The sequence below is a fragment of the Pseudomonas sp. MAG002Y genome (assembly GCF_019400845.1).
Classification (GTDB): domain Bacteria; phylum Pseudomonadota; class Gammaproteobacteria; order Pseudomonadales; family Pseudomonadaceae; genus Chryseomonas; species Chryseomonas luteola.
Window position 1 is genome coordinate 103,851 of the sequence record NZ_WOEJ01000006.1, and the last position, 26,365, is coordinate 130,215.

23 protein-coding genes and 1 pseudogene are annotated in these 26,365 nt (G+C 53.9%); 13 read left to right on the forward strand and 11 right to left on the reverse strand.

All coding sequences use genetic code 11. From position 1 onward, the window contains the following. Window positions 1–8: 8 nt before the first annotated feature. Window positions 9–731, reverse strand: a complete 723-nt coding sequence (locus GM154_RS10460; RefSeq protein WP_219652188.1) for a pirin family protein — start codon at window positions 729–731, stop codon at window positions 9–11. Window positions 732–1,012: 281 nt separating this feature from the next. Between GM154_RS10460 and fusA the strand changes: the two genes are divergently transcribed. Both fusA and GM154_RS10470 read left to right on the forward strand, forming a co-directional pair. Further along, window positions 1,013–3,112: an elongation factor G gene (fusA, locus tag GM154_RS10465; protein ID WP_010799072.1), complete on the forward strand. Its 2,100-nt coding sequence runs from the start codon at window positions 1,013–1,015 to the stop codon at window positions 3,110–3,112. Window positions 3,113–3,338: 226 nt separating this feature from the next. Continuing rightward, entirely contained in the window at window positions 3,339–3,914 is a 576-nt protein-coding gene (locus GM154_RS10470) for a helix-turn-helix domain-containing protein (RefSeq protein WP_258019801.1), read from the forward strand. Between the two features lie 24 nt (window positions 3,915–3,938). Here the strand turns inward: GM154_RS10470 and GM154_RS10475 are convergent, their stop codons facing one another. Then, entirely contained in the window at window positions 3,939–4,847 is a 909-nt protein-coding gene (locus tag GM154_RS10475; protein ID WP_258019802.1) for a LysR family transcriptional regulator, read from the reverse strand. Window positions 4,848–5,101: 254 nt separating this feature from the next. On the opposite strand from GM154_RS10475, the gene GM154_RS10480 reads away from it, so the two are divergent. Then, window positions 5,102–5,341, forward strand: a complete 240-nt coding sequence (locus tag GM154_RS10480) for a TIGR02647 family protein (protein WP_219652189.1) — start codon at window positions 5,102–5,104, stop codon at window positions 5,339–5,341. Window positions 5,342–5,467: 126 nt separating this feature from the next. Here GM154_RS10480 and GM154_RS10485 read toward each other — a convergent pair whose 3' ends face one another. The 4 genes from GM154_RS10485 to GM154_RS10500 form a co-directional block, all read right to left on the reverse strand. Further along, complete coding sequence (locus GM154_RS10485) at window positions 5,468–6,244, reverse strand: WbqC family protein (protein WP_122043719.1); 777 nt, start codon at window positions 6,242–6,244, stop codon at window positions 5,468–5,470. Window positions 6,245–6,355: 111 nt separating this feature from the next. After that, window positions 6,356–7,288 carry a glycosyltransferase gene (locus tag GM154_RS10490; protein WP_010799077.1) on the reverse strand — a complete coding sequence of 311 codons (933 nt, stop codon included), beginning with the start codon at window positions 7,286–7,288 and terminating at the stop codon, window positions 6,356–6,358. Window positions 7,289–7,290: 2 nt separating this feature from the next. Further along, window positions 7,291–8,790: a lipopolysaccharide biosynthesis protein gene (locus GM154_RS10495; RefSeq protein ID WP_219652190.1), complete on the reverse strand. Its 1,500-nt coding sequence runs from the start codon at window positions 8,788–8,790 to the stop codon at window positions 7,291–7,293. A 20-nt stretch (window positions 8,791–8,810) separates the two neighbouring features. Continuing rightward, window positions 8,811–10,001, reverse strand: a complete 1,191-nt coding sequence (locus GM154_RS10500; RefSeq protein WP_219652191.1) for a DegT/DnrJ/EryC1/StrS aminotransferase family protein — start codon at window positions 9,999–10,001, stop codon at window positions 8,811–8,813. 605 nt (window positions 10,002–10,606) lie between these two features. Here GM154_RS10500 and GM154_RS10505 point away from each other — a divergent pair. Then, complete coding sequence (locus GM154_RS10505) at window positions 10,607–11,437, forward strand: formyltransferase family protein (RefSeq protein WP_219652192.1); 831 nt, start codon at window positions 10,607–10,609, stop codon at window positions 11,435–11,437. A gap of 92 nt (window positions 11,438–11,529) precedes the next feature. Here the strand turns inward: GM154_RS10505 and GM154_RS10510 are convergent, their stop codons facing one another. Continuing rightward, window positions 11,530–12,447 (reverse strand): LysR substrate-binding domain-containing protein, encoded by a 918-nt coding sequence (locus GM154_RS10510; RefSeq protein ID WP_219652193.1) that lies wholly within the window; start codon window positions 12,445–12,447, stop codon window positions 11,530–11,532. Window positions 12,448–12,614: 167 nt separating this feature from the next. On the opposite strand from GM154_RS10510, the gene GM154_RS10515 reads away from it, so the two are divergent. The 8 genes and pseudogenes from GM154_RS10515 (at window position 12,615) to GM154_RS10545 (ending at window position 19,758) form a co-directional block, all read left to right on the forward strand. After that, a complete protein-coding gene (locus tag GM154_RS10515) occupies window positions 12,615–13,364 on the forward strand; it encodes an SDR family NAD(P)-dependent oxidoreductase (RefSeq protein ID WP_010799082.1) in 750 nt (249 codons plus the stop codon). A 108-nt stretch (window positions 13,365–13,472) separates the two neighbouring features. Then, window positions 13,473–14,771, forward strand: a complete 1,299-nt coding sequence (locus tag GM154_RS10520) for an MFS transporter (RefSeq protein ID WP_010799083.1) — start codon at window positions 13,473–13,475, stop codon at window positions 14,769–14,771. A 21-nt stretch (window positions 14,772–14,792) separates the two neighbouring features. After that, entirely contained in the window at window positions 14,793–15,638 is an 846-nt protein-coding gene (locus tag GM154_RS10525; RefSeq protein WP_010799084.1) for a transketolase, read from the forward strand. Then, entirely contained in the window at window positions 15,638–16,657 is a 1,020-nt protein-coding gene (locus tag GM154_RS10530; protein WP_010799085.1) for a transketolase family protein, read from the forward strand. Before GM154_RS10525 ends, GM154_RS10530 begins: the two co-directional genes overlap by 1 nt. A gap of 79 nt (window positions 16,658–16,736) precedes the next feature. Further along, window positions 16,737–17,684, forward strand: coding sequence for an alpha/beta hydrolase (locus tag GM154_RS10535; protein ID WP_010799086.1), 948 nt, complete (start codon window positions 16,737–16,739; stop codon window positions 17,682–17,684). 252 nt (window positions 17,685–17,936) lie between these two features. Continuing rightward, window positions 17,937–18,251: pseudogene (locus tag GM154_RS25620) on the forward strand (methyl-accepting chemotaxis protein); the annotation flags it as partial. 8 nt (window positions 18,252–18,259) lie between these two features. After that, window positions 18,260–18,592 carry a hypothetical protein gene (locus GM154_RS25625; protein ID WP_258019822.1) on the forward strand — a complete coding sequence of 111 codons (333 nt, stop codon included), beginning with the start codon at window positions 18,260–18,262 and terminating at the stop codon, window positions 18,590–18,592. A 101-nt stretch (window positions 18,593–18,693) separates the two neighbouring features. After that, window positions 18,694–19,758 carry a serine hydrolase gene (locus GM154_RS10545; RefSeq protein WP_219652194.1) on the forward strand — a complete coding sequence of 355 codons (1,065 nt, stop codon included), beginning with the start codon at window positions 18,694–18,696 and terminating at the stop codon, window positions 19,756–19,758. A gap of 68 nt (window positions 19,759–19,826) precedes the next feature. On the opposite strand, the gene GM154_RS10550 is transcribed toward GM154_RS10545, so the two are convergent. The 4 genes from GM154_RS10550 to GM154_RS25630 form a co-directional block, all read right to left on the reverse strand. Then, complete coding sequence (locus GM154_RS10550) at window positions 19,827–21,200, reverse strand: GntP family permease (RefSeq protein WP_074825918.1); 1,374 nt, start codon at window positions 21,198–21,200, stop codon at window positions 19,827–19,829. Between the two features lie 196 nt (window positions 21,201–21,396). Continuing rightward, window positions 21,397–21,930 (reverse strand): gluconokinase, encoded by a 534-nt coding sequence (locus tag GM154_RS10555; RefSeq protein ID WP_219652195.1) that lies wholly within the window; start codon window positions 21,928–21,930, stop codon window positions 21,397–21,399. A 246-nt stretch (window positions 21,931–22,176) separates the two neighbouring features. Continuing rightward, a complete protein-coding gene (locus tag GM154_RS10560) occupies window positions 22,177–22,665 on the reverse strand; it encodes an SDR family NAD(P)-dependent oxidoreductase (RefSeq protein ID WP_258019803.1) in 489 nt (162 codons plus the stop codon). Beyond that, window positions 22,635–22,910, reverse strand: coding sequence for an SDR family NAD(P)-dependent oxidoreductase (locus GM154_RS25630; protein ID WP_258019804.1), 276 nt, complete (start codon window positions 22,908–22,910; stop codon window positions 22,635–22,637). The genes GM154_RS10560 and GM154_RS25630 overlap by 31 nt, the downstream gene beginning before the upstream one ends. Window positions 22,911–23,086: 176 nt before the next feature. On the opposite strand from GM154_RS25630, the gene GM154_RS10565 reads away from it, so the two are divergent. Then, the gene (locus GM154_RS10565; RefSeq protein WP_219652196.1) at window positions 23,087–26,362 is read left to right on the forward strand and encodes an EAL domain-containing protein; all 3,276 of its coding nucleotides are present in this window, start codon (window positions 23,087–23,089) and stop codon (window positions 26,360–26,362) included. Window positions 26,363–26,365: the final 3 nt, after the last annotated feature.

The window sequence follows — 26,365 nt, forward strand, 5'->3', positions numbered from 1 at the left end:
CTCGTCGATCATGGCATCATGGGCAGCTCATTGGGGCGCAGGTCAAAAACGATAACCTCGGCCTGCTTGCCGTTGGCTAGCGTAAGCACCTGCTCGTTACGCACACGCACACCGTCTCCCTCCGTCAATGTCTGGCCATTGAGTTCGATCTGCCCCTGGGCTACATGCACATAGGCGTAGCGATCTGATTCCAACGTTAGAGTCGCCTGCTCTTTACCGTCGAACAAACCGGCGTAGACACGAGCATCCTGACGAATTTCCAGTGAGCCCTGCTCACCTGTAGGTGAAAGAATCAGGCGTAACTGGCCACGTTTGCTATCCGCACTGAAGTGCGTTTGCTGGTAGCGAGGCTCAGCACCTCGAGCGTTGGGCACGATCCAGATCTGTAAAAAGTGTACGGGATCATTCTGGGAGTGGTTGTATTCACTGTGGGCGACTCCCGTTCCGGCGCTCATGAGCTGCACGTCGCCCGGACGAATGACGGAACCTGTACCCAGGGTATCCTTGTGCTCAAGCGCACCTTCCAGTACATAGGAGAAAATCTCCATGTCCCGATGGGGATGAGTGCCAAACCCTCGCCCCTGAGCGACACGGTCATCATTGATGACCAACAGATCCGAAAACCCTTGTTCTTGTGGGTTGCGGTAATTGGCAAAGGAAAAGGTGTGGAAAGACTTGAGCCAGCCATGGTTGGCAAATCCACGTTCGGTTGCTTTGCGAAGGGCTAACATATTCGGTCTCCTGGTCAATCAACAGTATGTTGTTACCTGTATCGGTATGCGACCAAGAGTAAAGCGATCAAGTGGGGTGATAAACCACTTGAAATGCGTAAAAAAGTCTCCATCTGGTTGACAGTAATACGAGTCTGCTCGATCAGACAGGCTCCCTTTAGCGATACGCACAAACGTTCAATACAAGCCTCGTAAGTCAGTCTATTGTTATTGCAACCCGGGCGGATATCCGTATCGCCTGTCTGCCGGCTGACCCATGCTGGTTTCTAGGAGAATCTTCTATGGCCCGAACGACCTCTATCGACCGCTATCGCAACATCGGCATCGTCGCTCACGTGGATGCTGGTAAAACCACCACAACCGAGCGAATCCTTTTCTATACTGGCGTGAACCATAAAATGGGCGAGGTGCATGACGGCGCCGCGACCATGGACTGGATGGTGCAGGAGCAGGAGCGCGGCATCACCATTACGTCCGCGGCGACTACTGCATTCTGGTCTGGCTCGACCAAGCAGTTCGACAAATACCGGATCAACATCATCGATACGCCTGGACACGTGGACTTCACCATTGAGGTGGAGCGCTCGCTGCGGGTACTCGATGGCGCGGTCGTGGTGTTCAGCGGTGCGGATGGTGTAGAACCTCAATCCGAGACGGTCTGGCGTCAGGCAGACAAATACCATGTGCCTCGTATTGCGTATGTGAACAAGATGGACCGTGCGGGAGCGGACTTCCTGCGCGTCGTTGACCAGATCAAGAAACGCCTGGGTCATACTCCGGTTCCGATTCAGCTGCCGATTGGCCGTGAAGAGAACTTTGTGGGCCAGATCGATCTGCTGAAGATGAAGGCCATCTACTGGAATGATGATGATCAGGGGATGACCTATCGTGAAGAGGACATTCCTGCCGAGCTGCAGGCTGAGGCCGAGGAGTGGCGCGAGCGCATGGTCGAAGCTGCTGCCGAAGCCAATGAAGACTTCATGAGCAAATACCTGGAAGGGGAGCCCCTGACCAATGATGAAATCCGCACGGGTCTACGGCTGAGGACATTGGCGGGTGAAGTCGTTCCGGCTGTATGTGGCTCATCCTTCAAGAACAAGGGTGTACCCTTGGTACTCGATGCGGTCATCGATTACCTGCCGTCACCTACTGAGATTCCCGCCATCAAAGGCGTGCATCCTGACGATGCCGAGCGGACTGACGAGCGCCATGCCGACGATAACGAGCCTTTCTCGGCGCTGGCGTTCAAGATCGCTACGGATCCCTTCGTGGGCACCCTGACTTTTGCGCGGGTGTATTCGGGCGTGCTTTCATCAGGTGACTCGGTACTCAACTCGGTAAAAGGCAAGAAGGAGCGCGTCGGCCGTATGGTGCAGATGCATGCCAATACGCGGGAAGAAATCAAGGAAGTTCGCGCAGGCGACATCGCAGCCTTGATCGGCATGAAGGACGTGACGACCGGCGACACTCTGTGTTCGGTTGAAAAGCCGATCATCCTGGAGCGTATGGATTTCCCCGAGCCGGTTATCTCCGTAGCGGTTGAGCCCAAGACCAAGGCTGACCAGGAAAAGATGGGGATTGCCCTGGGCAAACTGGCCCAGGAAGACCCCTCTTTCCGCGTCAAGACGGACGAGGAAACTGGGCAGACCATCATCTCTGGGATGGGCGAGTTGCACCTCGATATCCTCATCGACCGCATGCGGCGTGAGTTCAACGTCGAAGCGAATATTGGTAAACCTCAGGTGGCCTATCGCGAGACCATACGCAACACCTGCGAAATCGAAGGCAAGTTTGTTCGCCAGTCGGGTGGTCGTGGGCAGTTCGGTCATTGCTGGATTCGATTTGCACCCATTGATGAAGGCGAGGAGGGTCTGGTGTTTACTAGTGAGGTCGTGGGTGGCGTGATTCCCAAGGAATATATCCCGGCCATTCAAAAGGGTATCGAAGAGCAAATGAAGAATGGTGTGCTCGCCGGGTATCCCTTGCTAGGTCTCAAGGCCACGGTCTTCGACGGCTCTTACCATGATGTGGACTCCAACGAGATGGCATTCAAGATCGCCGCCTCGATGGCAACCAAGCAGCTGTCCCAGAAAGGGGGCGCGGTACTGCTCGAGCCAATCATGAAGGTCGAGGTGGTGACACCTGAAGACTACATGGGTGATGTAATGGGAGACCTCAACCGTCGGCGGGGCCTGATTCAAGGCATGGAAGATACCCTTTCCGGCAAGGTGGTTCGGGCCGAGGTTCCGTTGGGCGAAATGTTTGGCTATGCGACTGATGTACGTTCGATGTCACAAGGTCGTGCCAGCTACTCGATGGAGTTCTCACGCTATGCAGAGGCACCCAGAAATATTGTCGACGCGTTGATTAAGAAATCTTAACGATCGGTTCAGATCTTTTCCAAGCAACGCTAGTACTTTTAGGCCGACTCCCTCTGGGGAGCCGGCCTTTTTCGTTTCGCCTGAGATAAAGGCGTTGCGATCACATGTTAATCATTGATGACAAGCAGGTATTTTCGTTTAAGAACGCTTCAACTTCAGACAAGGACCTTAAGGGTGCCTAAGGCCAATACTGGACTCCAACCTTACTGTTTCAAGGAGCGTTGGAATGGCCTCGCTGGATTTCATCTCATCGAACCACTTATCTGTAGCTACGGCTGAAGAACCTGAGTCAAGCGTTACCAACGCTGCACAGGTATTTGTACGACGCCTGCTCGAAACGCTGGATAACGTTCAAGACATGGCGGGTCCGATCAGTCGTACCTTGATAGATGAACTACAGGCTCACCTTTTGCCAGAGACTGTACAGGTGACTCTACCGAGTGAGGATCGGATTGCCTTGTCTCGTTGGCAGGAACAGCTGGCCAAGCGTCTGATGATGGAACAACTGGACGATGGGCTGTCAGTGTCCGGGATCGCCAGTGCCTGCTCGTTGTCAAGAAGCCATTTTTCCCGAGCCTTCAAGAAAAACACAGGCGTTTCGCCACGTGACTGGTATCAGCAATTACGAATTGCCAAGGCCAAGCGGATGCTTCTAAACACGTGTTTGCCGATAAGCCAGATCGGTGCGGAATGTGGTTTTTCAGATCAATCACACTTCACCCGTGTATTCACAAAGACGGTAGGATGCACACCGCTCAACTGGCGTCGCTCAGGAGACCAGCAGGTCATGCGGCAAGCCTGAGGGTTGCGCGGACTATGGGCATACCTACACCGTCAGATGGTCCTTGAGGAAGTTGGCGAATGTCTGCACAGCTCGGGATGACTGACGATGCTGAGGGTAGACCGCATAGAAGGCAGAAGTGGGTGGCTGGTGAGCTTGCAAGACCGGCTGCAAACGCCCATCGTTGAGCGCGTCACTGACAATGAATACCGGCAGATAGGCAATGCCAAGACCGGCCACTGCCGCGTCCCGGACAACTTCCCCGTTGTTGGTCCGCAGCTTGCCTTTCACGGGTACGCATACGAGCTGGCCCTGGGTTTGAAATTTCCACTCTACACTTTTCACATGGCCGTAAAGCAAGCACTCATGGTGACGCAAATCATCCGGTGTTTCGGGAGTTGAGTGGCGCTCCAGGTACGCCGGGCTTGCGCAGGCCGTCATTGGAATGTCCATCAGGCGCTTGGCGATAAGGGTGGAGTCTTCCAGTATCCCGCCACGGATCGCCATGTCATATCCCTCAGCCACCAGGTCTACTGATCGGTCATTGAGATCCAGCTCCAGACTGATCAACGGGTTTTCCTGCATGAACCTGGGCAACAGCGGGCTGACATGCAGCGTACCAAATGTCATTGGAGCCGAAACACGTAAAGTTCCGCGAACGTTCACGCCCTGGCTGGATACTAACTCCTGCGTTTCGTTGACTTCATCCAGAATCCGAACGGCCCGTTCGTAGAGGGTCATACCCAGGTCGGTAGGTTTCAGGCTACGTGTCGTCCGGTTGAGCAGGCGTACACCAAGTTCTTCTTCCAGCGCCATGGTTCTTCGGCTGACGTACTGTTTGGAAAGCCCCAGTTTTTCTGCCGCAGCGGTAAAGCTCTGCTCGTTGATCGTAGTTACAAACAGCCTTAAATCCTCGAATTGCATGGCCTGAGTCTCTTCCTGGTTGACAGTCATTCCTAGTGTACTGGCTTTTTCCAGATCTGGATGACTATTAGGCTCCTTCCTGTCATCAAACGTGAGGGAAGCGCATCATGAACACCTTTTTGCATAGTGCGGTTTACGTTATGGCTTCAGCACTGGTGTTGTATATGGCCGTAAGCGGATAACGGCATACCGCATGTGATTTAAAGTGAAACATTTTCTCAGGCAGGCTTTTTGAAGCAGGGCAGCTAGACTCAGAAAGAGGGTTACTTAAATAAGGACACGCCATGCCGTATACCCAAGAACTCATCGAAGAAATGAACCTTCTGGCTCGATATGACCTCAGCAACAGTCTGGCCGGTTTAAAGGTGCACCACGACGCCACGCAAGAAGTCCTGGCCGCTATCAAGCGACTTCATGAAAAGGGCCTGATCAGTCAAGTCGACGGTGGTTATCTGACAGGCTTGGGAAGGGATACAGCAGAACACGCTCAGGTGTTGTTGACGATCTTGAACCCAACGGCGTGAGGACTGCAAAAAAGCCTTTCGTTACAGGGTAGTCTGAGTAAATCGTTATGATGGCAGGCTGCGGTATCGTATTGAAAACACAGTAGCCTGCCTGTTGATACTGATACACCCGTCAAGTGATCGCGTCTATATGACGGCACACTCAGGCTGGATTGTATCAACCTCAACCTGTGAGTCCGACTGTGCCACGCCCTCTATCAACGTATAGCGAGTAAGCAGTTCTTGTACAGACTCCGCTGAATTGAACATCAGCACGTCGATAATGGAAAGGGACGGGACAAACTCAGCGGTAAGCTGAGGATAGGTCACTTCATCCATCTTGATGAAGCGCAATTGCAGCCCATGATCGGCGAAATAGTCAGGACAGTAGAGCGGGACGCCGCCGATTGAGTTGAGGTAGCGGGTGCCTTCTAACTGCTGAACGATCCGAATGATGCGGTCCTGCTTATCCATCGCCCGGGTATCCGCCAGTTCTGAAAGCATCAGGATGGGCGTCTCGATTTTCATATACCGGCACAGGGCTCGAATCGAGTTTTCGGTGAACCGCGCAAGGTTACGATCCGGATTGGCAAAGATGCTTTTGAGCAGCGCTAGGACTTCTGTTTTATAGGGGGCTTTCTTGTAGGTGTGCTCAAGCATGGTAAGCAGTGCGTCTGCTTCCTGGTCGAACGTCTCTGACAGCCAGCGCTCATTGATAGCGGCCCGGCGACTGCCCTTACGCAGCGGAAAGGTAATCAGCTTGGGCTGACCATCGTGAGTCAATACCCGGTTGCGGTTCATCCAGGAGCCTTTGACGAACTGCAGGTCATCGACCAGCACAAAGACGTCACTGGCGGCGATCAGCTGAAAGTAGCCCAGGTAGGGAAACAGATAGGGCTGCATCATTGAAATCGTTTTAAGCATGGTGCTTCTCCTTGCACGGCATGACGGGAATCGGGTAGGCGTGCGTTCGCGTGAGCGTTCTTAGGCCAGAAGCTGCACCGCAGGGCAGCAATACTGCTGAGGAAAGCCTGATCATTTTCGAATGACCGAAGGAATGATGTTGGTGAAGGGTTTGAATAGAACCTTGCGGGCCAATTGCAGGAAGGCCTGAATGCGGTTGCGGTGGGTCATTACAATCAGGGACTGGCTGAATACCTGAGTCATGAAATATTCATATAGGTCTTGCTGGCCGATGCGCTGGTAGTAGCGGGCTAGGCTGTAGTAGGCGTGCAGGCTCATGGCGGTGCGGTGCTTTTGCGGACGCATCGATAAGACGCCATTCTTGTGCACACGGTAGGCAGCCGGACGGATTTCTTTCATGTACTTGCCTTTGCCGTGAGCGCCCAGCAATGACCACCAGCACATGTCCTCCATACGCACACCGTGCAGCTCGGGCGGAAGGGCCTTGATCACATTGCGAAAGCAGACGGTGAGCGTAGAAAAGTACCGAGCCCGCAGCAGTTCCTGCTGACTTGCATCGCGCCGATGCAGTCCGGCCAGTTGAACGTTTCGGATAATGCCCTGCTCGTTGAACATATAGGCGTCGTGGAACGCCATCACATAGTCTTCATGGCGCTCAAGAAAGTCGACCTGCAGCTGTAGCTTGTGCGGGTCCGTCCAAAAATCATCACCTTCGCAAATGGCAATATAAGGGGTGTCCAGCGAGGCAAAGATTTTAGTAATGAACGGAACACCCAGGCTGTATTGGTTCTGCTGCTGGTAGATAGGCTTGATGATGGAGGGATAGCGTGCGGCATATTCCTGGATGATGGCTTGTGTTCCATCCGTCGAAGCGTCGTCATGCACGATGACCTCGAAGGGAAACCGCGTCTCCTGAATCAGGAAGCCCTCCAGCGTTTCTCGGATGAACGCCGCTTGGTTGAAGGTCAGGCAGACAACACTGACCAGCGGTTTCTCATCAGCACCCCAGTGCTCCCTGATGACCTGTTCGGTTCTTGCTTCCATGATTAAACGCTCGGGGTTTGATCCAAGAGATACGGTTTTGAAAGTACGGCTTTGGCAGACACAAACACCAGCAGCAGACAGAGTAGTCCTCGTCCTGCCAGACCTATAAAGGTCTCGATCCGTTGGCTGCCATCCAGGGCTGGCAGCAGCCAGTCGCCTACCGCCAGGCCGAGGGCGGTCATGCCGGCTATACGCAAAAGGTCCGACAACCAAAGGAAGCTGAGGCCCGGTGAATACCGCTCATGAACGATATGAGGCCAGATGACCAGTGAGGCAAGGCTGACCGCAAACCAGACGCCGGCAGCCCCTAGCGCGCCATGGGCCAGAATCGCATAAGCCATGAGCGGCACGCTGATGGCCGTTGAGCAGATACCAAACCAGACATGCATCCGCAATTGGCCATGAGCATATTGCAGATAGAATTGAAACCCGCTCATGGCCAGTAACGCGCTGCCAAGAACGTACCAGACCAGGACAGGACCGCTCCAGAGCGCGGCCTCGGCGTTGCCTGTCCAGGCATGGAGAAGCGCTTGTCCATGAAAGGCGATCACACCCGCCATAGGAAACAGCACACTGCAAAACAGACGCGATACGTTCAGGTATAACGCCCGCATCTCAGTCATTCGGCCTTCCGCTGTCAGCATGGTCAGGCGTGGCAACAGCGTTTGTACAAGGGGGTTGGTCAGCGACAGAATGCCGGTCGCGATCAGAGCAACCAACGAGAAATAGCCGTATTCCTGCAACGTAAGCGCTTTGGAAAGCAGCACCTTATCCAGCTGGGTTTGCAGCATCCACAGTACGGTACTGGACGACATACCTAGGGCAAACGGTAAAACAGGCTTGACCAGCCGCCAGTGAAATCCAGTCAGGCGACGAGGACGGGGCATCAGATCATAGGCTCGGTGAGCAAAGGACAACGTTTCCAGCAGTCCTACGAGTGTCTGATAGAGAAAGAAGTGCAGGGGCTGTGCGCTGACATAGGTAATAAACAACAGCGCGCCAAAATACCGGAGCGTTGCAAAAAAGACATTGATGCCGTTGAGCCAATGATGCTGCTCCATGCCTTGAATACCGCTCTTGTAGAGCGTGGCGTAAAGCTTCAGCACTATCATCAGCCCCATCAGGCTAATGCACTGCCCAATCATCACAGGATCGAGCTGGCTCGCCTGCAGCCACCCATGGGCTATGGCATTACTGCCCATATGAATAGCCAGGCCGGTCAGCACGGCTATCGGCAGGATAAGCAACTCGAACGAGCGCAGCAGACGGCCGGAGGTGTATCGGCTGTGTTGCTGAGTGCCCCGAAAATGAGCGATCTGACGGGCAAGCGCGGGCGACAGTCCCGCATCCAACAGATAAAGCCACGCCTGCATGGCCGTAAAAAAACCGATCAGGCCATAGGCTTCGGCACCCATATACCTGAGGTAGAACGGCATGATCAGGATGCCGGCCAGCATTACATAGATCTGACCCAGGTAACTGAGCCCGGTGTTCTTAAGCATAAAACGTTTTAGGGAAGTGTTCACAGAGTGAACTTCTTGCACATGTTGGACAGAGGTAGGGCACTCATGGTGTTGAAAGTAAAGGCGTCCTGGTAAGGCCCGGACGTCTCGCGCTGCGAGCGTACAAGTTGTCTGGCCTCGACTTCCCTGAGCACCGTTTCGATAACCGTGCGCTGCGACTCCCAAGTAAGTCCGGGAAAGATCGGCAGACAGAGCACGCGTTTACTCAAGCCTCTGGAAATCCACTGAGGCTGCTGCGGCTGAAGGTATTCAACGGTATCGAGAGAAGGGTAGAAGTAGCGGCGTGGATTGATCTGCCTTTCGTTAAGCTGACCTGTCACTCTGAGCAGCTCGCTTTCTTCCTGCAGAGCGATTGGAAAATAGCTGTAGTTACGTTTGCTACCCGGCTGCTGATGCTGAAGATCCAGATAGCCTGCCAAGGCTAATTCATACCGATGACCGATTTCAGCCCGCTCCTCTAGGATCAGATCAATATCGTCAAGAACACAGAGCCCCATTGCGGCAGAGAATTCGTTGAGCTTGGCGTTGATACCCGGACCACTCAATCGATTGCCTTCGGAGAAACCAAAGTTGGCAAGTTCACGGGCACGTTGAGCCAAATCATCATCATTGGTGACGATGGCGCCCCCTTCGATGGTATGGAAAACCTTGGTAGCGTGAAAACTCAAGGTACAGATATCGCCCCAGTTGGCAATCGATTCTCCCTTATAGCGAACGCCAAAGGCATGAGCGCCGTCGTAGATGGTTTTCAGACCGTTACGGTCAGCGATTGCCTGGATGCGCTCCACATCGCACGGATTACCGAATACATGGGTTGCGACAATGGCTGAGGTGTCCTTTTGTAGCCTGGCTTCGATCTGGCCGGGATCAAGGTTCCAGGTGACAGGATCGATATCTGAGAAAACCGGACGAATATGCTCCCACTGCAGTGTGCTACTGGTTGCAATGAAGCTGAACGGTGTTGTGATTGCGCTACCTTGAATACCCAAAGCACGGTAGGCGATCTGAAGAGCCAGGGTACCGTTGCTTGTAAGCACGATATTCCGTACGCCTAGATACTCCTTTAGGCGCTGCTCAAGCTGACGAGTAAGAGGACCATGATTGGTAAAACAGCCGGAAGCATATATCTGATCTATATAAGACTGGAGTTTGGCTTTGTTACCAGGGAAAGGCTGCGTAACATTGATCATTTTGTTCCTCGTCCAATGAGCAGTTAAACCTTTAAAACGGGATTGATTACTATTTATAGATTTCTCAATGTCGCCTATCTATACGAATGGTCCCAAGCAAAAGCAGCATCCCATTATAGCGGTAGCCTGAAGCGTGTCTTTTTGTGAAACACGTAATAGGAATAGCCTGAGATTAATTAAGTTCAAATGGCTGGTAAGAATATTTGGTTATTGTTTTGCGTAAGTGGCTCAGGGACGGTTATATAAAGCTTTTTACATACAGGTTCATTAACAGGCTTGCATTCAGGCTTATGTTCGCCTGTAGACCTGTGTTGGCGGCGTCTGTAAGATGCGGCGCTGGGAACAAGTAGAGTGTTGAAGCAGAGCGGTATTGAGCTTTTGATGCTTCGAGCATAGGAGGAAAACAAAAAAAGATACATTCTTTAATTATGAGAAATGGCTTGAAAATATTCCGGGTGAAAAAAGTTAAACGTTCGTTTTAATATATAAATAATTAATCCTTTTATTATCCAGGTATTAATGCCTTTACAGCGCTTGTTGTATATCGGTACAGTCACTTGTTTTAAAACTGCCAGCATATGGGCATGGCGATCAGGCAAGTACTTATGACGTATAAGATGGTTTTTTTGGGCAGTAATGCCGCTGTTCTAGATTATTTTTGTTGCAGTCAAGATTTTGAGGTTGTGGGTGTCATTTGCGAAAGTCAGCTTTTGAATGACGACCTTCTAACCTGTACCGTTCTAAGAAATATTCCACTCAGCGTAGCTTCTTCCCATAAGGACATCGAAACGGCCCTAGCAGGTGTTAATGACATTGACTTCTGCGTCATTTGTTATTTCAGTCGGATCATCAAGCCCAATCTGTTAAGCAGGTTCACCTTCTTCAATATTCACACGAGCTACCTGCCAACCTATAAGGGAAAGCACCCACTCTTTCATGCCATCGCGGCGGGAGAGAAGGAGATCGGTATATCGCTGCACAAGGTTACGGTGGCCGTTGATGAAGGCGCGATCATCTCCAGAGAAAAGGTCGCTTTTTATTATTGGATGAGCGAAAAGGATCTGTTGCAGGCACTCTTTGCGAAGACACCTGTGCTTATGGGTGACCTTGTTCGTTATCTGAACGGTGAGTTGGAGCCCATTCAAAACAGCGAGGGCTCTTACTATCCGCCCTTCGCGGCAGCCTCCATCATCATCAACGAAAGCATGCCTGCATCAGACATCCTTAATCTCTCAAGAAGTCAGGCGTGCTACGCCGGTGTCCGTCTGGCGTACGGCAGTCAGTGGTTCAGGATTCGAACAATTACGGTTTCCCAGATGAGTTCCTTGGGTGATCATGAAGTTTTCGGGCGTCTGCTCATAAACGGGCAGCAACCTATCGGCATGCAGATTGATCACACCTACTGTCTTAAATTTGCAGATGTCACTGCCGAATAGCAGTTGTTGCACATGCCTGCATCGGGCCGCCTATAGTGGCTGCCGGCGGCCTGTTCTCCAGTGGCGTAGGCGGATTTCATAACGTCCCTCACCTAGTAGCTGAAGTCATGACCAAGCTCCTGTTGCAGCCAGGCGAGAAAGCGCCTAACACGAGGAAAGTCCGAGTGGCTGCGGGGAAATACCAGATGGTGTGCGCTGACCGGGCTACAGAATTCAGCACCAAATACCGAGACGAGCTTGCCCTGTTCCAGATATTCACGTGCCAGCAGGGTGCTTTCCAGTGCGAAACCCAATCCATGACTGGCCGCTTCGAGTGTCATGTAGGAACGGTCAAAGCTTAGTGAAAAGGGAGCCTCGGGAAGTGAAAGACCTTGTTGGGCAAACCATTGAGGCCATTGAACCAAGGTTGCCTCAGACAGAATCAGATTGCATGTCAGCAAATCGTGAGGTGCCGCTATCGGCTGTTTCTGCAGCAGTGCTGGAGAAGCCATGACGGCTACATGCTCATGGCGAATCGTTCGTACTTCGAGCGTATTCCAGTTGGGTACGCCGTGGCGGATATCCAGATCGACCTTGTCCCGGCTGAAATGTAGCGCCTCGTAGGAGCATGACAGGTTGATCTGTATGTCAGGATGGCTGGCTTGAAAGGCTTCGAGGCTAGGCAGTAACCAAAGCAGGCCAAAGCTGGGTGAGGAGTGCAGGCGTAGGCAATCCTGACTGAGATCACTGCTGGCCCGTTGGGTGGCTGTTGCAAGCGTATCGAGGACTCCAGATACGTCTCTCAAGTATTGCTCGCCACAGGGCGTCAACGTCACGCCTTTGGCTGTCCGCCGAAACAATGGACGGCCAATTAACGTTTCCAGATTGGCGATCTGATGGCTGACCGCGGAAGGCGTTAGATCCAGTTGTTCGGCCGCCCTAGCAACGTTACCCAGGCGCGCTGCCATTTCAAAGGCTTGGATGGCCTTGAAGGGCGGAAGCGATAATAGGCGGTTTCCTTCGCTGGGCATTATGTCTGTTCCCTCCTGTGGATACTGAAGCGTATCAACGCTCCATGCTGAATTTTTTTCAGCATAGAGTGACTTTTTCAGGATTGCCAGCGCACTGCGAACCAGGGAATCTGCACACAACGGCCCGCCTTGAGCCGAATCCATAAAAATAATTCAGGAGCAGTCTTATGCTACTCGAAGGCAAGATCGCCATTATCACCGGTGCAGCTTCAGAACGCGGTATCGGCAGAGCCACTGCCAGAACCTTTGCTGAGCACGGTGCCCGCGTCGTTATTCTCGATCTGGATGAGGCCGCCTCGGCTGCTGCTGCGGCGTCCCTGGGTACCGAACACTTGGGGCTTGCCGCTAACGTAGCGAATGAAGCTCAGGTCAAGAATGCGGTAGCCAAAGTGCTGGAGCAGTATGGTCGTATCGATATTCTGATAAACAATGCCGGTATTACTCAGCCTCTCAAGACATTGGATATCCAGCGTCAGGACTACGACAAGGTGCTGGACGTTAGCCTGCGCGGTACGCTCCTGATGTCCCAGGCGGTTATTCCTGCCATGCGCCAACAAAAGTCTGGCAGTATCGTGTGCCTGTCATCCGTCTCGGCCCAGCGCGGCGGCGGTATTTTTGGCGGTCCGCATTACAGCGCTGCCAAGGCAGGGGTGCTGGGTCTGGCCAAGGCGATGGCGCGTGAACTAGGACCAGACAACGTACGCGTCAACTCCATTACGCCCGGGCTTATCCAAACCGACATTACGGGTGGTCTGATGCATGACGAGCGCCGTCACGCCATCATCGAAGGCATTCCGCTGGGTCGTCTGGGCGAAGCCAAGGATGTCGCCAATGCTGCGTTGTTCCTGGCCAGCGATCTCTCCGGTTACCTGACCGGCACCACACTGGATGTGAATGGCGGGATGCTAATTCACTGACGTTTCAAGGACGAGCCTGCGGGTGGCTCGTCCCTCGTGCTGCCTCTGACGTTCCGGCGAGTCTCTGAAAACTCGTCCGGCCACTATAAGAACAAGAGATCAGACACCATGACGACACTTACCCTCGACGCGGTTGCGACCGCGCGTTCAAACGCCTATCGCAAGACAGCCTGGCGGTTGATGCCTTTTCTAATGCTCTGCTATCTCTGCGCCTACCTGGATCGGGTGAACGTCGGGTTTGCCAAGCTCCAGATGATGAATGACCTGGCCTTGAGCGAGGCGGTCTATGGGCTGGGCGCTGGGATGTTTTTCATCGGTTACTTCCTGTGCGAAGTCCCGAGCAACATCATTCTGCACAGGGTGGGTGCCCGGCGCTGGATCGCCCGGATCATGATTACCTGGGGCATCATCTCAGCCCTGTTTGCCTTTGTCGAAACGGCATGGCAGTTCTATGTGCTTCGCTTCTTGCTGGGCATTGCCGAGGCAGGGCTAGCTCCGGGCCTGCTGCTTTACCTCACGTATTGGTTCCCGTCCTACCGCCGCGCCAAGATGACGGTACTGTGGTTTATCGCCATCCCATTGTCCGGCATGGTAGGCGGCCCGCTGTCCGGCTGGATCATGGAGCGTTTCGCCGGCGTGCACGGTTGGGCCGGTTGGCAGTGGATGTTTCTGATCGAAGCCGTTCCTACCGTTGTGGTCGGTTTGATGGTACTGAGTTACCTGAAGGATGGCGTCAAGGATGCCCATTGGCTGGATGACGATGAAAAGAAACTGATCAGCAGCGAACTGGCTGAAGATGAGCAGCACAAGGTCACCCATGCCTCGGCAGGTGCGTTTATCCGTGATCGTCGGCTCTGGCTGTTGGCATCCATCTACTTTTGTGTGGTGATGGGCCAGTATGCAATCACGTTCTGGCTACCTACCCTGGTACGCAACGCCGGTATCGCTGATCCCTTGCATATCGGCCTGCTGACAAGTTTGCCGTACTGCTGCGCCATTGTGGCGATGCTGCTGGCCGGCCGAAGCGGGGATCGACATCGTGAGCGTCGTTGGCATCTGGCTGTTCCCATGGTGGCCGGTGCGACAGGTCTGACACTCGCCGCGCTGCTGGGTGGTCATATCAGCGCCTCCATCCTGAGCCTTTGCCTCGCTGCTGCCGGTATTCTCTCTGCCTCTTCACTGTTCTGGATGCTGCCTACCAATCTGCTGGGTGGTGTTTCGGCTGCTGCCGGCATTGCCGCCGTCAATAGCTTCGCCAACCTGGCGGGCTTCTGCTCACCTTATCTGATCGGCTGGATCACCACGTCCACAGGCTCCAGTGCGATTGGCATGTACCTCATTACCGGTGTGCTGGCATTCGGGGCCCTATTGGTCTTCCGTATCCCTGCTGCCTTGGTCAATCGTTGAGTTCAAGCAAGGAGTCATACCATGCAAACACAATCTGCTCCGACAGGCGCGCCCGATCTCGCGGAGCGCGCCTACAACATTCGCCGCCATGCCTTACGCATGGGGCAGGTGCAGGGTCAGGGCTATATCGGTCAGGCATTGGGGGCAGCCGATCTGCTCGCCGCGTCTTACTTCCATGCAATGCGTTATCAGCCGGAAAACCCCGAGTGGGAAGGGCGTGACCGTTTCTACCTGTCTATCGGTCATTACGCCATTGCGCTTTACGCCGCACTGATCGAGGCGGGCATCGTTCCCCTTGATGAACTGGAAACCTATGGTACCGATGACAGCCGTCTGCCGATGTCCGGCATGGCTGCCTACACCCCCGGTATGGAAATCACAGGCGGCTCTCTGGGACATGGCTTAGGGATTGCCGTAGGGGCGTGCCTGGGCCTCAAGCGCAAGCACTCCGAGGCGTTTGTTTACAACCTGCTTTCTGATGGCGAACTAAATGAGGGCTCTACCTGGGAGGCAGCAATGTCGGCGTCCCACTGGAAGCTCGATAACCTGATTGCCGTGATCGATGTAAACAACCAACAAGCCGACGGGCGTTCCAGTGAAATCCTGACGTTCGAGCCGATTGTCGATCGCTGGCAGGCCTTCGGCTGGTACACGCAACGGATCGACGGTAACGATCTCGGTGCGTTGGTAACAGCATTCGATAATGCCAGGCAACACACCGGCCCCCAGCCTCGCGTCATCATTTGCGACACACGCATGGGTAAGGGCGTGCCGTTCCTGGAAACACGTGACAAGACCCATTTCATTCGGGTGGACGAGGATGAATGGGAAAAAGCCCTGGAAGCCCTTGAAGTCGGGAGAGTCTAATGAATACGCCAACCTCTGCAACTGTAACGGCCGAACCGGCCAAGAAGCGCCTGACTACATCGGCGATGATCGCATCCATTGCCAGCGAGGGCCAACCCACACGCCCAGCCCCCTTTGGTCATGCATTAGCGGCGTTGGCCGAGCAACGCAAGGACATCGTCGGGCTCTCGGCTGACCTTGCCAAGTACACGGATCTGCATATCTTTGCCAAGGCGCATCCAGATCGATTCTATCAGATGGGCATGGCCGAGCAGCTTCTGATGAGCGCCGCTGCAGGAATGGCCCGTGAGGGATTTACGCCATTCGCGACCACCTATGCCGTATTCGCCTCCCGCCGCGCGTATGATTTCATCTGCATGGCCATCGCCGAGGAAAATCTCAACGTCAAGATCGTATGTGCCTTGCCGGGGCTCACTACAGGTTATGGCCCGAGCCATCAGGCCACCGATGACCTGGCGATCTTCCGCGCCATGCCCAATCTGATGGTTATCGATCCGTGTGACGCATTGGAGATTGAGCAGGCTGTACCCGCTATCGCAGCCCATAATGGCCCGGTATATATGCGTCTGCTGCGTGGCAACGTACCGCTCGTGCTGGATCGATTCGACTATAAGTTCGAAATCGGTAAGGCCAAGACGCTCTGTCCAGGTAAGGATGTGTTGATCATCTCGACAGGACTCATGACCATGCGTGCAGTGGAGGCGGCTGATCGTCTCCGTGCCGACGGTATCGACGCGTCCATCCTTCATGTACCAACGATCAAGCCACTCGATGAACAGACCATCCTGGCGGAGGCCCGAAAGCCGGGGCGGCTTGTGGTAACAGTGGAAAACCATTCCATCATGGGCGGTCTGGGGGAGGCGGTCGCCAGCCTGCTCCTACGCAACGGTGTGACGCCGACGTTCAGGCAGATCGCGCTGCCGGATGCGTTTCTCGATGCTGGCGCGCTGCCTACTCTGCATGATCGCTACGGGATTTCCACCCAGGCGGTCGCAGCGCAGATCAAGGGTTGGCTGTAGTCGAAGCGACAAGGTGCGGATCACTGATTCTTACCTTGTCATTCTGTCTTCCTGGAATCCCTGACCGATATGCTCCCTTATGAAGACTCATGCTTTAGTTGATCCTGACTATCTGGCTTATGCCCAGCCACCCGGTGAGCCGTGGACCCAAGAAGCGCTACCTGCGATTCGCGATCGCCTGCGAGCCGGTTACCCGAGCCCGGCATTTCCCGGTTATGACCCAGTTGCCATTCCAGGTCCGAGTCTAGGCATCAGTCTTCAGCTATGTGTTTATCGACCTGAATCCAAGCTGCACACTAACCGACCGGCCATTTTGTACCTGCATGGAGGTGGTTTCGTCGTTGGCGACACGGCCATGGTTGACGATTACCTAACTGAGCTCGCCCAAGCATTGGGTGCAGTGGTCGTTGGCGTTGATTATCGCCTTGCGCCTGAAACGCCGTTTCCTGGGCCGCTGGAGGACTGTTATGCCGGTCTGGAATGGCTTTTCAAGCAAGCCGATACACTCCAGGTCGACAGGCATCGAGTATTAGTGATGGGGCATAGTGCTGGCGGAGGACTTGCCGCTGCACTGGCGCTCCTGGCACGCGACAGGGGCCGTTATCCTCTCGCCGGGCAGATGCTGATCTATCCCATGTTGGACTACCGAACCGGTACGGCAGAGGCACCTCTGTCGAATTCGAGTACGGGAGAATTCTACTGGACGGCAGAAGATAACCAGTTTGCCTGGAAATGCATGCAAGGCGCATATGAACTAAGCGCCAGCCAGATGGGTTATTTCTCGCCCGCATTGGCTGATGACCTGTCTGGTCTGCCGACTACGTTCATGGCAGTAGGCGCGCTGGATCTTTTCCTCGAAGAAGATGTGCAGTACGGTATGCGGCTTTCGCGTGCAGGTGTGCCACTGGAGCTTCATGTTTACCCGGGCGTATTCCATGGGTTTGACCGTTTTCCTGGCCAGCGCTCCGACACCTGCCGTGCCGACATAAGTGCCGCGCTCAAACGCATGCTGAAGGTATCTCTTTAATTACAGTCACCACAGCCGACCCTGTCGGCTGTGGTAATCAAGAAGCTGCGTCTGAATCTAGGACCAGCCTCCGAAGGAGAATAGCAATGAGCGACTTGCCGATCATTGATGCACACCATCATCTGTAAGATCTGGACGAGTATTACTATCCCTGTCTCCACGAGGGCGTAAAACCAAGCACGCAATCGACTCAGGCTGAACAGATGACCGCTGCGGTCAACGAAATGACGAAGGTGGGTGAGGTTGCGGACTATGGAGCATCCGCAGCCCAAGCAACAGGCACAGGTAGAGCAGGGTAATACGCTGATCGTCAATGCAGGCAAGGCGGTTCAGGCATTGGGTAGGACTATGGAGCAAGCCACCAATACGGTACAGATGGTATCTACCAACAGTGCAGATATCGAGAAAATCGTGGCCGTCATTAAGTCAGTGGCTGAGCAGACCAACTTGCTGGCACTCAATGCGGCAATCGAGGCAGCACGGGCGGGAGAACATGGACGAGGCTTTGCAGTGGTAGCCGATGAGGTACGCTCACTCGCCACGCGCACTCAGGAATCACCCGCGAAATTGAAAGCATGATTGCAACCCTACAGGAAGGCGCGGCTACCGCTGCCAAGGAAATGCAGTTAAGCCGAAGCATGGCGCGTGACACCGAGGTGCTGACAACGGATGCTGTTGCCGCGCTTCAAGGTATAAGCCTTGAGGTAGGCGCAATTAACAGCATGAACACTCAGATTGCCTCAGCGTCTGCACAGCAGAGCGTGGTGGCAGAAGAGGTAAGCACCGACCGTATTCATGGGGCAAGCCTGGAAACCTCAAAAGGCTCACAACATATCGCGGATGCCAGTCGTCAGCTTGCTGGCCTGGCAAGTCAGCTAGCGGATCGAGTCAGCGTCTTCCACGTGTAATTTTGGTGACTGGATGGCTCAGGCTTCACAAGACTTTCCACGCTTATATAACGTCTGAATGAAATGCTACGTAACGAGTTGAAGGGCATGTTTGTCCGTCGATGACGGTCGGATTTGTCATTCAGGTCAGTGTGGTTCTGGTCATGCCTCCGATCCTTCCGCTTGTTCGGCGTTTAGCACGTTTTAGGTCTATGGGGCTTATTGTCTTGTGCTGGGTGTCTATCAGCGCCTCTGCCAATCCCAACTTGTCCCAAGTGCTGGATGATGCTCAAGCACTTGGGCCGCTGGAAACGGTGATTGTCAGTCACGATGGGCAGGTGATGGCTGAGCGCGGTTATCGAGGGCACCGCACAACTACACCCACCAATATCAAATCTGCCTCCAAGCTGGTGGTATCAGCGCTGATCGGTATCGCCATTGACAAGGGGATTCTCAAAGGGACTGATCAAACAATCGCTCCGCTGTTGTCAGAAGACCTTCCGGCAAAACCGGATCCGCGGCTGAAGGACATTACGATTGGTAATCTCCTGTCCATGCAGGCGGGACTGGCGTCTACTTCAGGGCCGAACTATGGCGCCTGGGTTGCTAGCAGAAACTGGGTGAAAGCTGCCCTGGCGCGTCCTTTTGAAAACGACCCTGGTGGTCCCATGATCTACTCCACCGGCTCAACTCACCTGCTTTCGGCTATTTTGACCCGACAAACCGGGCGCTCGACCTTGCAGCTGGCCCAACTCTGGCTGAAACCTCTTGATGGTTTTGCCATTACCAGCTGGAGTCGCGATCCGCAGGGTATCTATATCGGTGGTAACGAAATGGCCATGAGCCCACGATCATTGCTGGCATTTGGCGAACTATACCGGAGGAAAGGTGTAACCCAGAACGGTAGCCATCTGATCTCATCCCGTTGGGTAGAAGAATCCTGGCAGGTTCGTACCTACTCACGCTATACCAGGGATGGTTATGGATATGGCTGGTTTGTTACGCGAATCGCGAACCAGGAGGTGTATTACGGCTGGGGATTCGGTGGGCAGATGCTGTATATCGTGCCCCGCCAGAAGTTGACGGTCGTCATGACCTCAAATGGTAGCGCCTCGGCTGCGCGCTCAGGGCATCGGGACGACTTGCACCGCTTGTTGGGCAGCATTATCGAGATTTACGCGCAGTAAGGCTTTACGACAAGACTGGGATAGTCTTCCGGACAGGTGGTTGCTCACCTGTCCGGTTTTACGCTCTGTCAGAGTATCAGGCTGCCTATCCAGGCCAACACGAAAGCGATAGTACCAATGAGCGTTTCCATCACGGTCCAGGTCTTGAGCGTGGTTTTTTCGTCCATATCAAGGAAGCGACCCACCAGCCAGAAGCCGGAGTCGTTTACATGGGAGAGCACAGTAGCGCCCCCGGCAATCGCCACGACGATAAAGCACAGGTCGAACTGGCTCAGTCCACCGGTTGCGGCTACGGTCGGTGCCATGAGCGCGGCTGCGGTTGTGAGGGCAACGGTTGCCGAACCTTGGGCTACCCGTAGCGCCGCCGAAATCACAAAGGCCGCAACGATTACCGGAAGTCCGGTATCTGCCAGCATTTGAGACAGTGCGTCGCCAATGCCACTTGTACGCAACACACCACCAAACATGCCACCTGCACCCGTCACCAGCACGATGGAGCAGATAGGGCCGAGTGCGCCGTCACATACTTTTTCCAGATGCTTACGGCTGTGTCTACCGCTAAAGACGATCAACGCAAAAAATACCGTGATCAGCAAGGCCACTGGCGTCTTGCCCAGCATCCGCAGGAACTGGACCCATGTACTTTTGCCATCGACTGTACCCATAACGCTCAAGGTATTCAGGCCGGTATCCAGAAAGATCAGGATCAAGGGCAACAACAGGATAGCAAGTACGGTAGAGAAGCGGGGCGGGGTAACTGTCGTATCACGGTCAGCATCGGTCAAAAAGCTTGCTGGAATACCAACATGAAATTTCTTGCCCGACCACAGGCCGAACAGATAAGCGCCAAAATACCAGGTAGGCAGCGCGATGATGGCTCCAACGATAACCAGCAAACCGATGTTTGCACCCAGAAGTTCTGCGGCAGCAACCGGGCCTGGGTGCGGCGGAACCAGCGCGTGCATGGCGGCGAATGCACCGGCCGCCGGTAACGCATAGCTCAGCGTAGAGCCGCCCAAACGCTTGGCCACACTGAAGATGATCGGCAGCATCACGATCAGCCCCGCGTCAAAGAAGATGGGAAAGCCGAAAAGCAGCGATGCTACGCCAAGTGCGAAGGGCGCACGGTGTTCACCGAAGCGATTGATCAGGGTGTCGGATAGAACCTGGGCACCGCCTGTAATCTCCAGAAGACGTCCGATCATGGCGCCCAAGCCAACCAGCAATGCCACCGAGGCAAGGGTATTACCAAAGCCGGTCAATAGTGTCGGGACTACCTTGTCAAAAGGGATCTGCGTCGCGAGTGCCGTCAGGATACTTACCAGCACAAGCGCCAGAAAAGCATGGACCTTGAATCGCATAATCAAGAGGAGCAGCAGAATTACAGCGCCTGCTGCTATGAGGAGCAATATACTGGCGCTGAGCGCAGTAGGTTCAGTCATGGTGGGCCACTTTCTATTGTTGTTGGTCGTTAGCGAAAGCCATACATGTGTGCGCCTGACGTCTGAGGACTACCAGAACGTCAACACCCTCGCTGCAACATGCAGTGAGGGTGAGGTAGGAGCAAAGCCATACATGCCGGACATGTCGCCTCACATGTTATTGTTATAGATGAAGCGTTAACGGGAGTCCGGCCGGTCAGGCGCTTTTAACAGCCGCAAACGTATCGTTCCACCAGTCGGACGCCTGCTGGCTGATCACCTCGATGGGCAGTGTCGCGTCCACAACAAGGGTCGCGTCTTCCTGAAGAGGCGGCTCCAGCGCTGCAAACTGGCTATCCACCAGGCTTGCAGGCATGAAATGCCCAGGCCGGTTGGCAACACGCACGGCTGCGTCTTCACGGGTAAGATTCAGAAATACAAAGCCCAAGCCTGGAACGGCGGAACGGAGCTTGTCACGGTACTTCTGTTTGAGGGCGGAACAGGTGAGAACGGGCTTGATACCTGCGTTTACGGCATCAGCCATTTCCTGACCCAGGCGAGTCAGCCAGTCGGCGCGGTCTTCATCGGTGAGCGGAATGCCAGCACTCATCTTGGCGATGTTTGCAGCAGGATGAAACTGGTCACCTTCGATCAGGACACCACCGCTGCGTTGAGCAATGGCCTCACCAATGCAGCTCTTGCCGCAACCAGCCACGCCCATCACAACCAGGGCAGGGATATACGTATTCATAGGATTCTCCAGCCGAAGATAGCGCTATCTTTAATTAAAAAATCTGAACAGATAGCGGCTTCGTATGTTGTAGCTCTTGTTTGCCAGATGATGCATCTCGAAAACAATGACGATTGACTGCTTTAATTTTCGAGACAGCGCTAACTTAAGCATACTGCCCGGACTTGGCAAGCGCTTTTGATACCAAGGTTCCGCCAAAAACGTGACGGGGTAAAGGCTGACGCCAGTTAAAAGATCAGCTCTCCGTTATCCTTTCGGGCTCATAAGGCCAGCGGTCTCAGCACCGTCAACAGTGAGCGTAGCGCCATTGATATAGCTTGATGCAGGCGACAGCAACCAGTAGACCGCTTCGGCTACCTCTTGGGGCGAGCCCAAGCGGCCTGCGGGTATCCGTGAGGTAAGCGCAGCAAGATGAGCGGCATCCTGAATAACCTTGTCCATCATGCGTGTGGCGATCTGCCCAGGGCACACTGCGTTGAAGCGCACCTCTGAGCCATATTCCAACGCCAGCGCCTGGGTGAGTCCCAGCAGAGCGGCCTTGGTTGCACAGTATACTGCAAGTCCTTGTTCACCCGTCTTGCCTGCAATGGAAGACACTGTAACGACCGCGCCATGTGCTGCCCGCAGGCCCGGAAGCGCATGCTTGATGTAGAAAAACACCGAGCGCGTGTTTACCGCGAAAAGATGATCCCAGGTGTCCTGAGTCATCGTGGCGAACTCACCACGGCTGGACATGCCGGCACTGTTGACCAGGCCGGACAGTCGGCCTCTCCCAATATCATTGCATGCGATACGACCTTTTGGCAGTCCTGCTCACTTAAGACATCGCCTGCCACGAAAACTGCTGTCTTCAGCCGTGTCTGCAAGGCTTGCCCTGCACTTTCGTCCCGGCCGGTAAAAACGACCTGATGCCCTTCAGCAACCAGTTTTTCAACCACCGCCGCGCCAATGCCCTGGGTACCACCCGTTACGATAAACATGGTTTGCTCTCTACGTGGTTTCAGGGCGTGCCTGTTTCTTAATCAAGTAAAGCGGGGAATCTCTAACGAACCAATGGCGGTGTATTGGCTCAGACCTATAACAAGCCAAGCCGTAGCCTATCGTGGAGCGGTTGTTGCTCTACCCGCATACTGACCTTCAGGCGTACCTTTTAATTATGGATCAAACGACCCAGCCCCTTGATCTTGCGCAGTGTGACAGGGAACCGATTCATATTCCCGGATCGATTCAGCCACACGGCATCTTGCTTGCTATCGACCCTGATACCCAGACTATTCAACAAGTTGCCGGTGATACTGTGCGGTTTTTAACACGAAACCCTACTGACTTGCTGGGGCAGCCAGTCGATACGGTTTTTGGGGCCGAGGCCGCGACGTCTCTTCTGACGCTCGAGCCTGATATGACTGAACCTTTGTATTTAGGCTCGTTGTCGCCAGCAGGCAACCTTGGTATGCCCGTAGATCTGACAGCACATATTTGCAATGGTGTGCTGTTTCTAGAGCTGGAGCCTTCCTCAGAGTATCAAATCACTGCGGCGCAGAGGGTCGGCGAGATCCATCGGGTTCTTACAATTTGGAGTGCCACAACCAGTCTGCACGCTCTGCTTAAGAGTGTAAGTGAGGAGTTTCGCCGCCTGACCGGGTTTGATCGGGTAATGATTTATCGGTTTCTAGAGGATGGGACTGGGCTTGTCGCATCTGAAGACAAGATCGATAGTCTTGACGCGCTCCTCAACCATCATTATCCCGCCTCCGACATTCCCAGGCAGGCGCGAGCGCTTTATCTTCGGAATCCCATCAGAACAATAGCGGATGCTGGGTATACACCTGCTCCGCTCATTCCGGCATTGAACCCCATTACAGGTCAGCCATTGGACATGAGCGGATGCAGCTTGCGCAGCGTTTCGCCCATTCATATTCAATATCTTAAAAACCTGAACGTTACAGCCTCTATGTCCGTCTCGATAGTCGTGGATGGGCAACTATGGGGACTTGTCTCCTGCCATCATACCTCTCCCAAACGGGTCTCTTATGATATGCGCGAGACCTGTAAACTATTAGGGCAGACGCTGGGCCAATCGATTAAGGCGCATTTGGAAAAAGCGATTAACAATCAGGCGCAGCAATTGGCTTTTGCTCGTGAAGAGTTACTCAATAGGCTGACAGGGTTGTCTGCTGTTGAAGAAAGTATTCGGCGCTATTTGAAGGATGTTCAGCACCTTGTTCACGCAGAGGGTGCAGCACTGCTTCTTCACGGTAAGCTTACCCTACTGGGCAGTACGCCATCTGAGGAGCAGGCCCGAGCATTGATAGAGTGGCTTCTGGAGCCATCCATGCCGACTACCTTTGCGACCAAAAGTCTTGTAGATCATTATGAGCCTGCAAAGGTGTATGCCACCCAGGCCAGCGGCTTACTGGCGGTTGTAATCTCGCACAGTCCTCCGTTTGTATTGCTATGGTTCAGGGCCGAATATCTTGAAACCATTAATTGGGCAGGTAATCCCCATAAGCCAGTTGAGCCAGGTTCTACTCCTGGGCAGTTGACGCCGCGAAAGTCATTTGAAGACTGGAAAGAAACGGTTCGCTATCAAGCCAAGCCCTGGTCAAAGGCTGAAATAGATTCAGCCCGAAAGTTTGGCCGGGCGCTTCTTGATATGCGCATGAAAGACATGCTCCAAGGTCTGAACGGGCAGCTGCAGAAAATGCTGGTCGATAAGGAGGTTCTCCTTGCCAGGAAAGACTCGCTAACCAAAGAGGCGCAAGAGCACATTCAAACGCTGCATAAGCGTGAGGCCGAACTGAGTGCCATCCTGGAAAATACCAGTGACGGGTACATCTGTACGGATGAAAGGGGGGCTGTTACCGCCTGGAATCGCAAAGCCGAAGAGATCTTTCTCTGGAGTCGAGAAGAAGCAATAGGCGCGTCTATAGAGGATTTGATTATTCCGCCGATGATGCGTCAGGCTTATCGTGACGATTTGAAAGGCTTCCTCGTCACAGGAGAAAGCAACAATGTGGGCAAGGTTGTCGAACATTCGGCGTTGCGTAAGGATGGGATGCTGATTCCCGTCGAGACACGCATCACGGCGATCCAGATTGACAGCCGTACGATCTTCAGCGCCTTTGTACAGGATATTACGCCGCGCAAACTCCAGGAAAAAGCGCGATTAAGAGATGCTCAGGAGGATGCTCTGACGGGCCTGGCCAACCGGCGTATGATGTATCGCTTTCTCAAGGCGAGGTTGGAGGCCAAGCCTACCGCGGAGAATCCGCTTTGGCTCCTGTACCTTGATCTGGATGGTTTCAAACCCATAAACGATACCCTTGGGCACGCGGCTGGTGATCAGATGTTGGTTGAGGTTTCTCACCGGCTGAAACAATGTATGCGTGAGGATGATCTTGTCTCCCGTATTGGGGGCGATGAGTTCGTCATTGTAGCCAGCGGTCTGCCAAACCGGGCTTTTATTGAAAAACTCTGCGAGCGACTCCTTAATAGCCTGCGAAAGCCTGTGTTGATCAATAAGCATGAGGTGAGTGTAGGATGCAGCATGGGGATCGTTTCGGCGCCGGAGGATAGCTGTCAGGCTGACGATCTCTTGCGTTTTGCCGATATAGCGCTTTACGAAGCCAAAGCGTCAGGCCGGAACACGTGGCAGTTTTACACCTCACGGATGAGTAGTCGTCTTCTGGTTCGGCGGCAACTCGAGACGGATCTTAGACTAGCCTTACGTCGAGACGAATTGCGCTTGGAGTTTCAGCCCCGTTATAAGATACGAGGCGGTCATCTAACAGGGGCCGAAGCCTTGGTACGATGGCAGCATCCTCTACGCGGCTATTTAAGCCCTGACCATTTTATTTCCATTGCGGAAGAAACCGGCCTAATCGTGCCATTGAGTGACTGGGTATTACGCAGGGCGTGCCTAGAGGCTACGCGGTGGCAGGACTCAGCCTTTGTCTCGGTCAATCTTTCACCGATAGAATTCAAGCGCAGTGACTTGGTAGCTCGCATACACGCGGTTCTAGAGGAAACCGGGCTTGCGCCTGAGCGCCTGGAGCTTGAGATTACCGAAAGCGTTATGCTTGATAACACCAACGATGCTTTGGCTATTATGCGAGCACTCAAGGAGCTAGGCGTTAGGCTAGCCATGGATGATTTTGGCACCGGCTACTCCTCATTAAGCTACGTCCATACCTATCCCTTCGACGGCATCAAGATCGACCGTAGCTTTATTGCCGCGTTGGATGGCTCGTCTAGTGGCGAGGCAATTATCGAAGCCATCATTGGTTTGGGTCGTGCCTTATCGCTCACTGTTACGGCTGAAGGCGTTGAAACCCAGGAGCAGCTTGAATTATTGACTCGGCTTAACTGCCATCAGGCACAAGGGTTTTATTTAGGTCGCCCCGCGCACGGTGATCTGCTTATGACTCACTAGCAT

What these genes read in the sequence shown, in the direction of transcription:
- GM154_RS10480 (WP_219652189.1), top strand. Translation starts at nt 5,102, where the DNA reads ATGCCGTATACCCAAGAACTCATCGAAGAAATGAACCTTCTGGCTCGA.
- fusA (WP_010799072.1), top strand. Translation starts at nt 1,013, where the DNA reads ATGGCCCGAACGACCTCTATCGACCGCTATCGCAACATCGGCATCGTC.
- GM154_RS10550 (WP_074825918.1), bottom strand. Translation starts at nt 21,200, where the DNA reads ATGACTGAACCTACTGCGCTCAGCGCCAGTATATTGCTCCTCATAGCA.
- GM154_RS10510 (WP_219652193.1), bottom strand. Translation starts at nt 12,447, where the DNA reads ATGCCCAGCGAAGGAAACCGCCTATTATCGCTTCCGCCCTTCAAGGCC.
- GM154_RS10560 (WP_258019803.1), bottom strand. Translation starts at nt 22,665, where the DNA reads ATGTCCAGCCGTGGTGAGTTCGCCACGATGACTCAGGACACCTGGGAT.
- GM154_RS10535 (WP_010799086.1), top strand. Translation starts at nt 16,737, where the DNA reads ATGAAGACTCATGCTTTAGTTGATCCTGACTATCTGGCTTATGCCCAG.
- GM154_RS10505 (WP_219652192.1), top strand. Translation starts at nt 10,607, where the DNA reads ATGACGTATAAGATGGTTTTTTTGGGCAGTAATGCCGCTGTTCTAGAT.
- GM154_RS10490 (WP_010799077.1), bottom strand. Translation starts at nt 7,288, where the DNA reads ATGGAAGCAAGAACCGAACAGGTCATCAGGGAGCACTGGGGTGCTGAT.
- GM154_RS10545 (WP_219652194.1), top strand. Translation starts at nt 18,694, where the DNA reads ATGACGGTCGGATTTGTCATTCAGGTCAGTGTGGTTCTGGTCATGCCT.
- GM154_RS10520 (WP_010799083.1), top strand. Translation starts at nt 13,473, where the DNA reads ATGACGACACTTACCCTCGACGCGGTTGCGACCGCGCGTTCAAACGCC.
- GM154_RS10530 (WP_010799085.1), top strand. Translation starts at nt 15,638, where the DNA reads ATGAATACGCCAACCTCTGCAACTGTAACGGCCGAACCGGCCAAGAAG.
- GM154_RS10555 (WP_219652195.1), bottom strand. Translation starts at nt 21,930, where the DNA reads ATGAATACGTATATCCCTGCCCTGGTTGTGATGGGCGTGGCTGGTTGC.
- GM154_RS10460 (WP_219652188.1), bottom strand. Translation starts at nt 731, where the DNA reads ATGTTAGCCCTTCGCAAAGCAACCGAACGTGGATTTGCCAACCATGGC.
- GM154_RS10470 (WP_258019801.1), top strand. Translation starts at nt 3,339, where the DNA reads ATGGCCTCGCTGGATTTCATCTCATCGAACCACTTATCTGTAGCTACG.
- GM154_RS10485 (WP_122043719.1), bottom strand. Translation starts at nt 6,244, where the DNA reads ATGCTTAAAACGATTTCAATGATGCAGCCCTATCTGTTTCCCTACCTG.
- GM154_RS10525 (WP_010799084.1), top strand. Translation starts at nt 14,793, where the DNA reads ATGCAAACACAATCTGCTCCGACAGGCGCGCCCGATCTCGCGGAGCGC.
- GM154_RS25625 (WP_258019822.1), top strand. Translation starts at nt 18,260, where the DNA reads ATGATTGCAACCCTACAGGAAGGCGCGGCTACCGCTGCCAAGGAAATG.
- GM154_RS10495 (WP_219652190.1), bottom strand. Translation starts at nt 8,790, where the DNA reads ATGCTTAAGAACACCGGGCTCAGTTACCTGGGTCAGATCTATGTAATG.
- GM154_RS10500 (WP_219652191.1), bottom strand. Translation starts at nt 10,001, where the DNA reads ATGATCAATGTTACGCAGCCTTTCCCTGGTAACAAAGCCAAACTCCAG.
- GM154_RS25630 (WP_258019804.1), bottom strand. Translation starts at nt 22,910, where the DNA reads ATGTTTATCGTAACGGGTGGTACCCAGGGCATTGGCGCGGCGGTGGTT.
- GM154_RS10565 (WP_219652196.1), top strand. Translation starts at nt 23,087, where the DNA reads ATGGATCAAACGACCCAGCCCCTTGATCTTGCGCAGTGTGACAGGGAA.
- GM154_RS10515 (WP_010799082.1), top strand. Translation starts at nt 12,615, where the DNA reads ATGCTACTCGAAGGCAAGATCGCCATTATCACCGGTGCAGCTTCAGAA.
- GM154_RS10475 (WP_258019802.1), bottom strand. Translation starts at nt 4,847, where the DNA reads ATGACTGTCAACCAGGAAGAGACTCAGGCCATGCAATTCGAGGATTTA.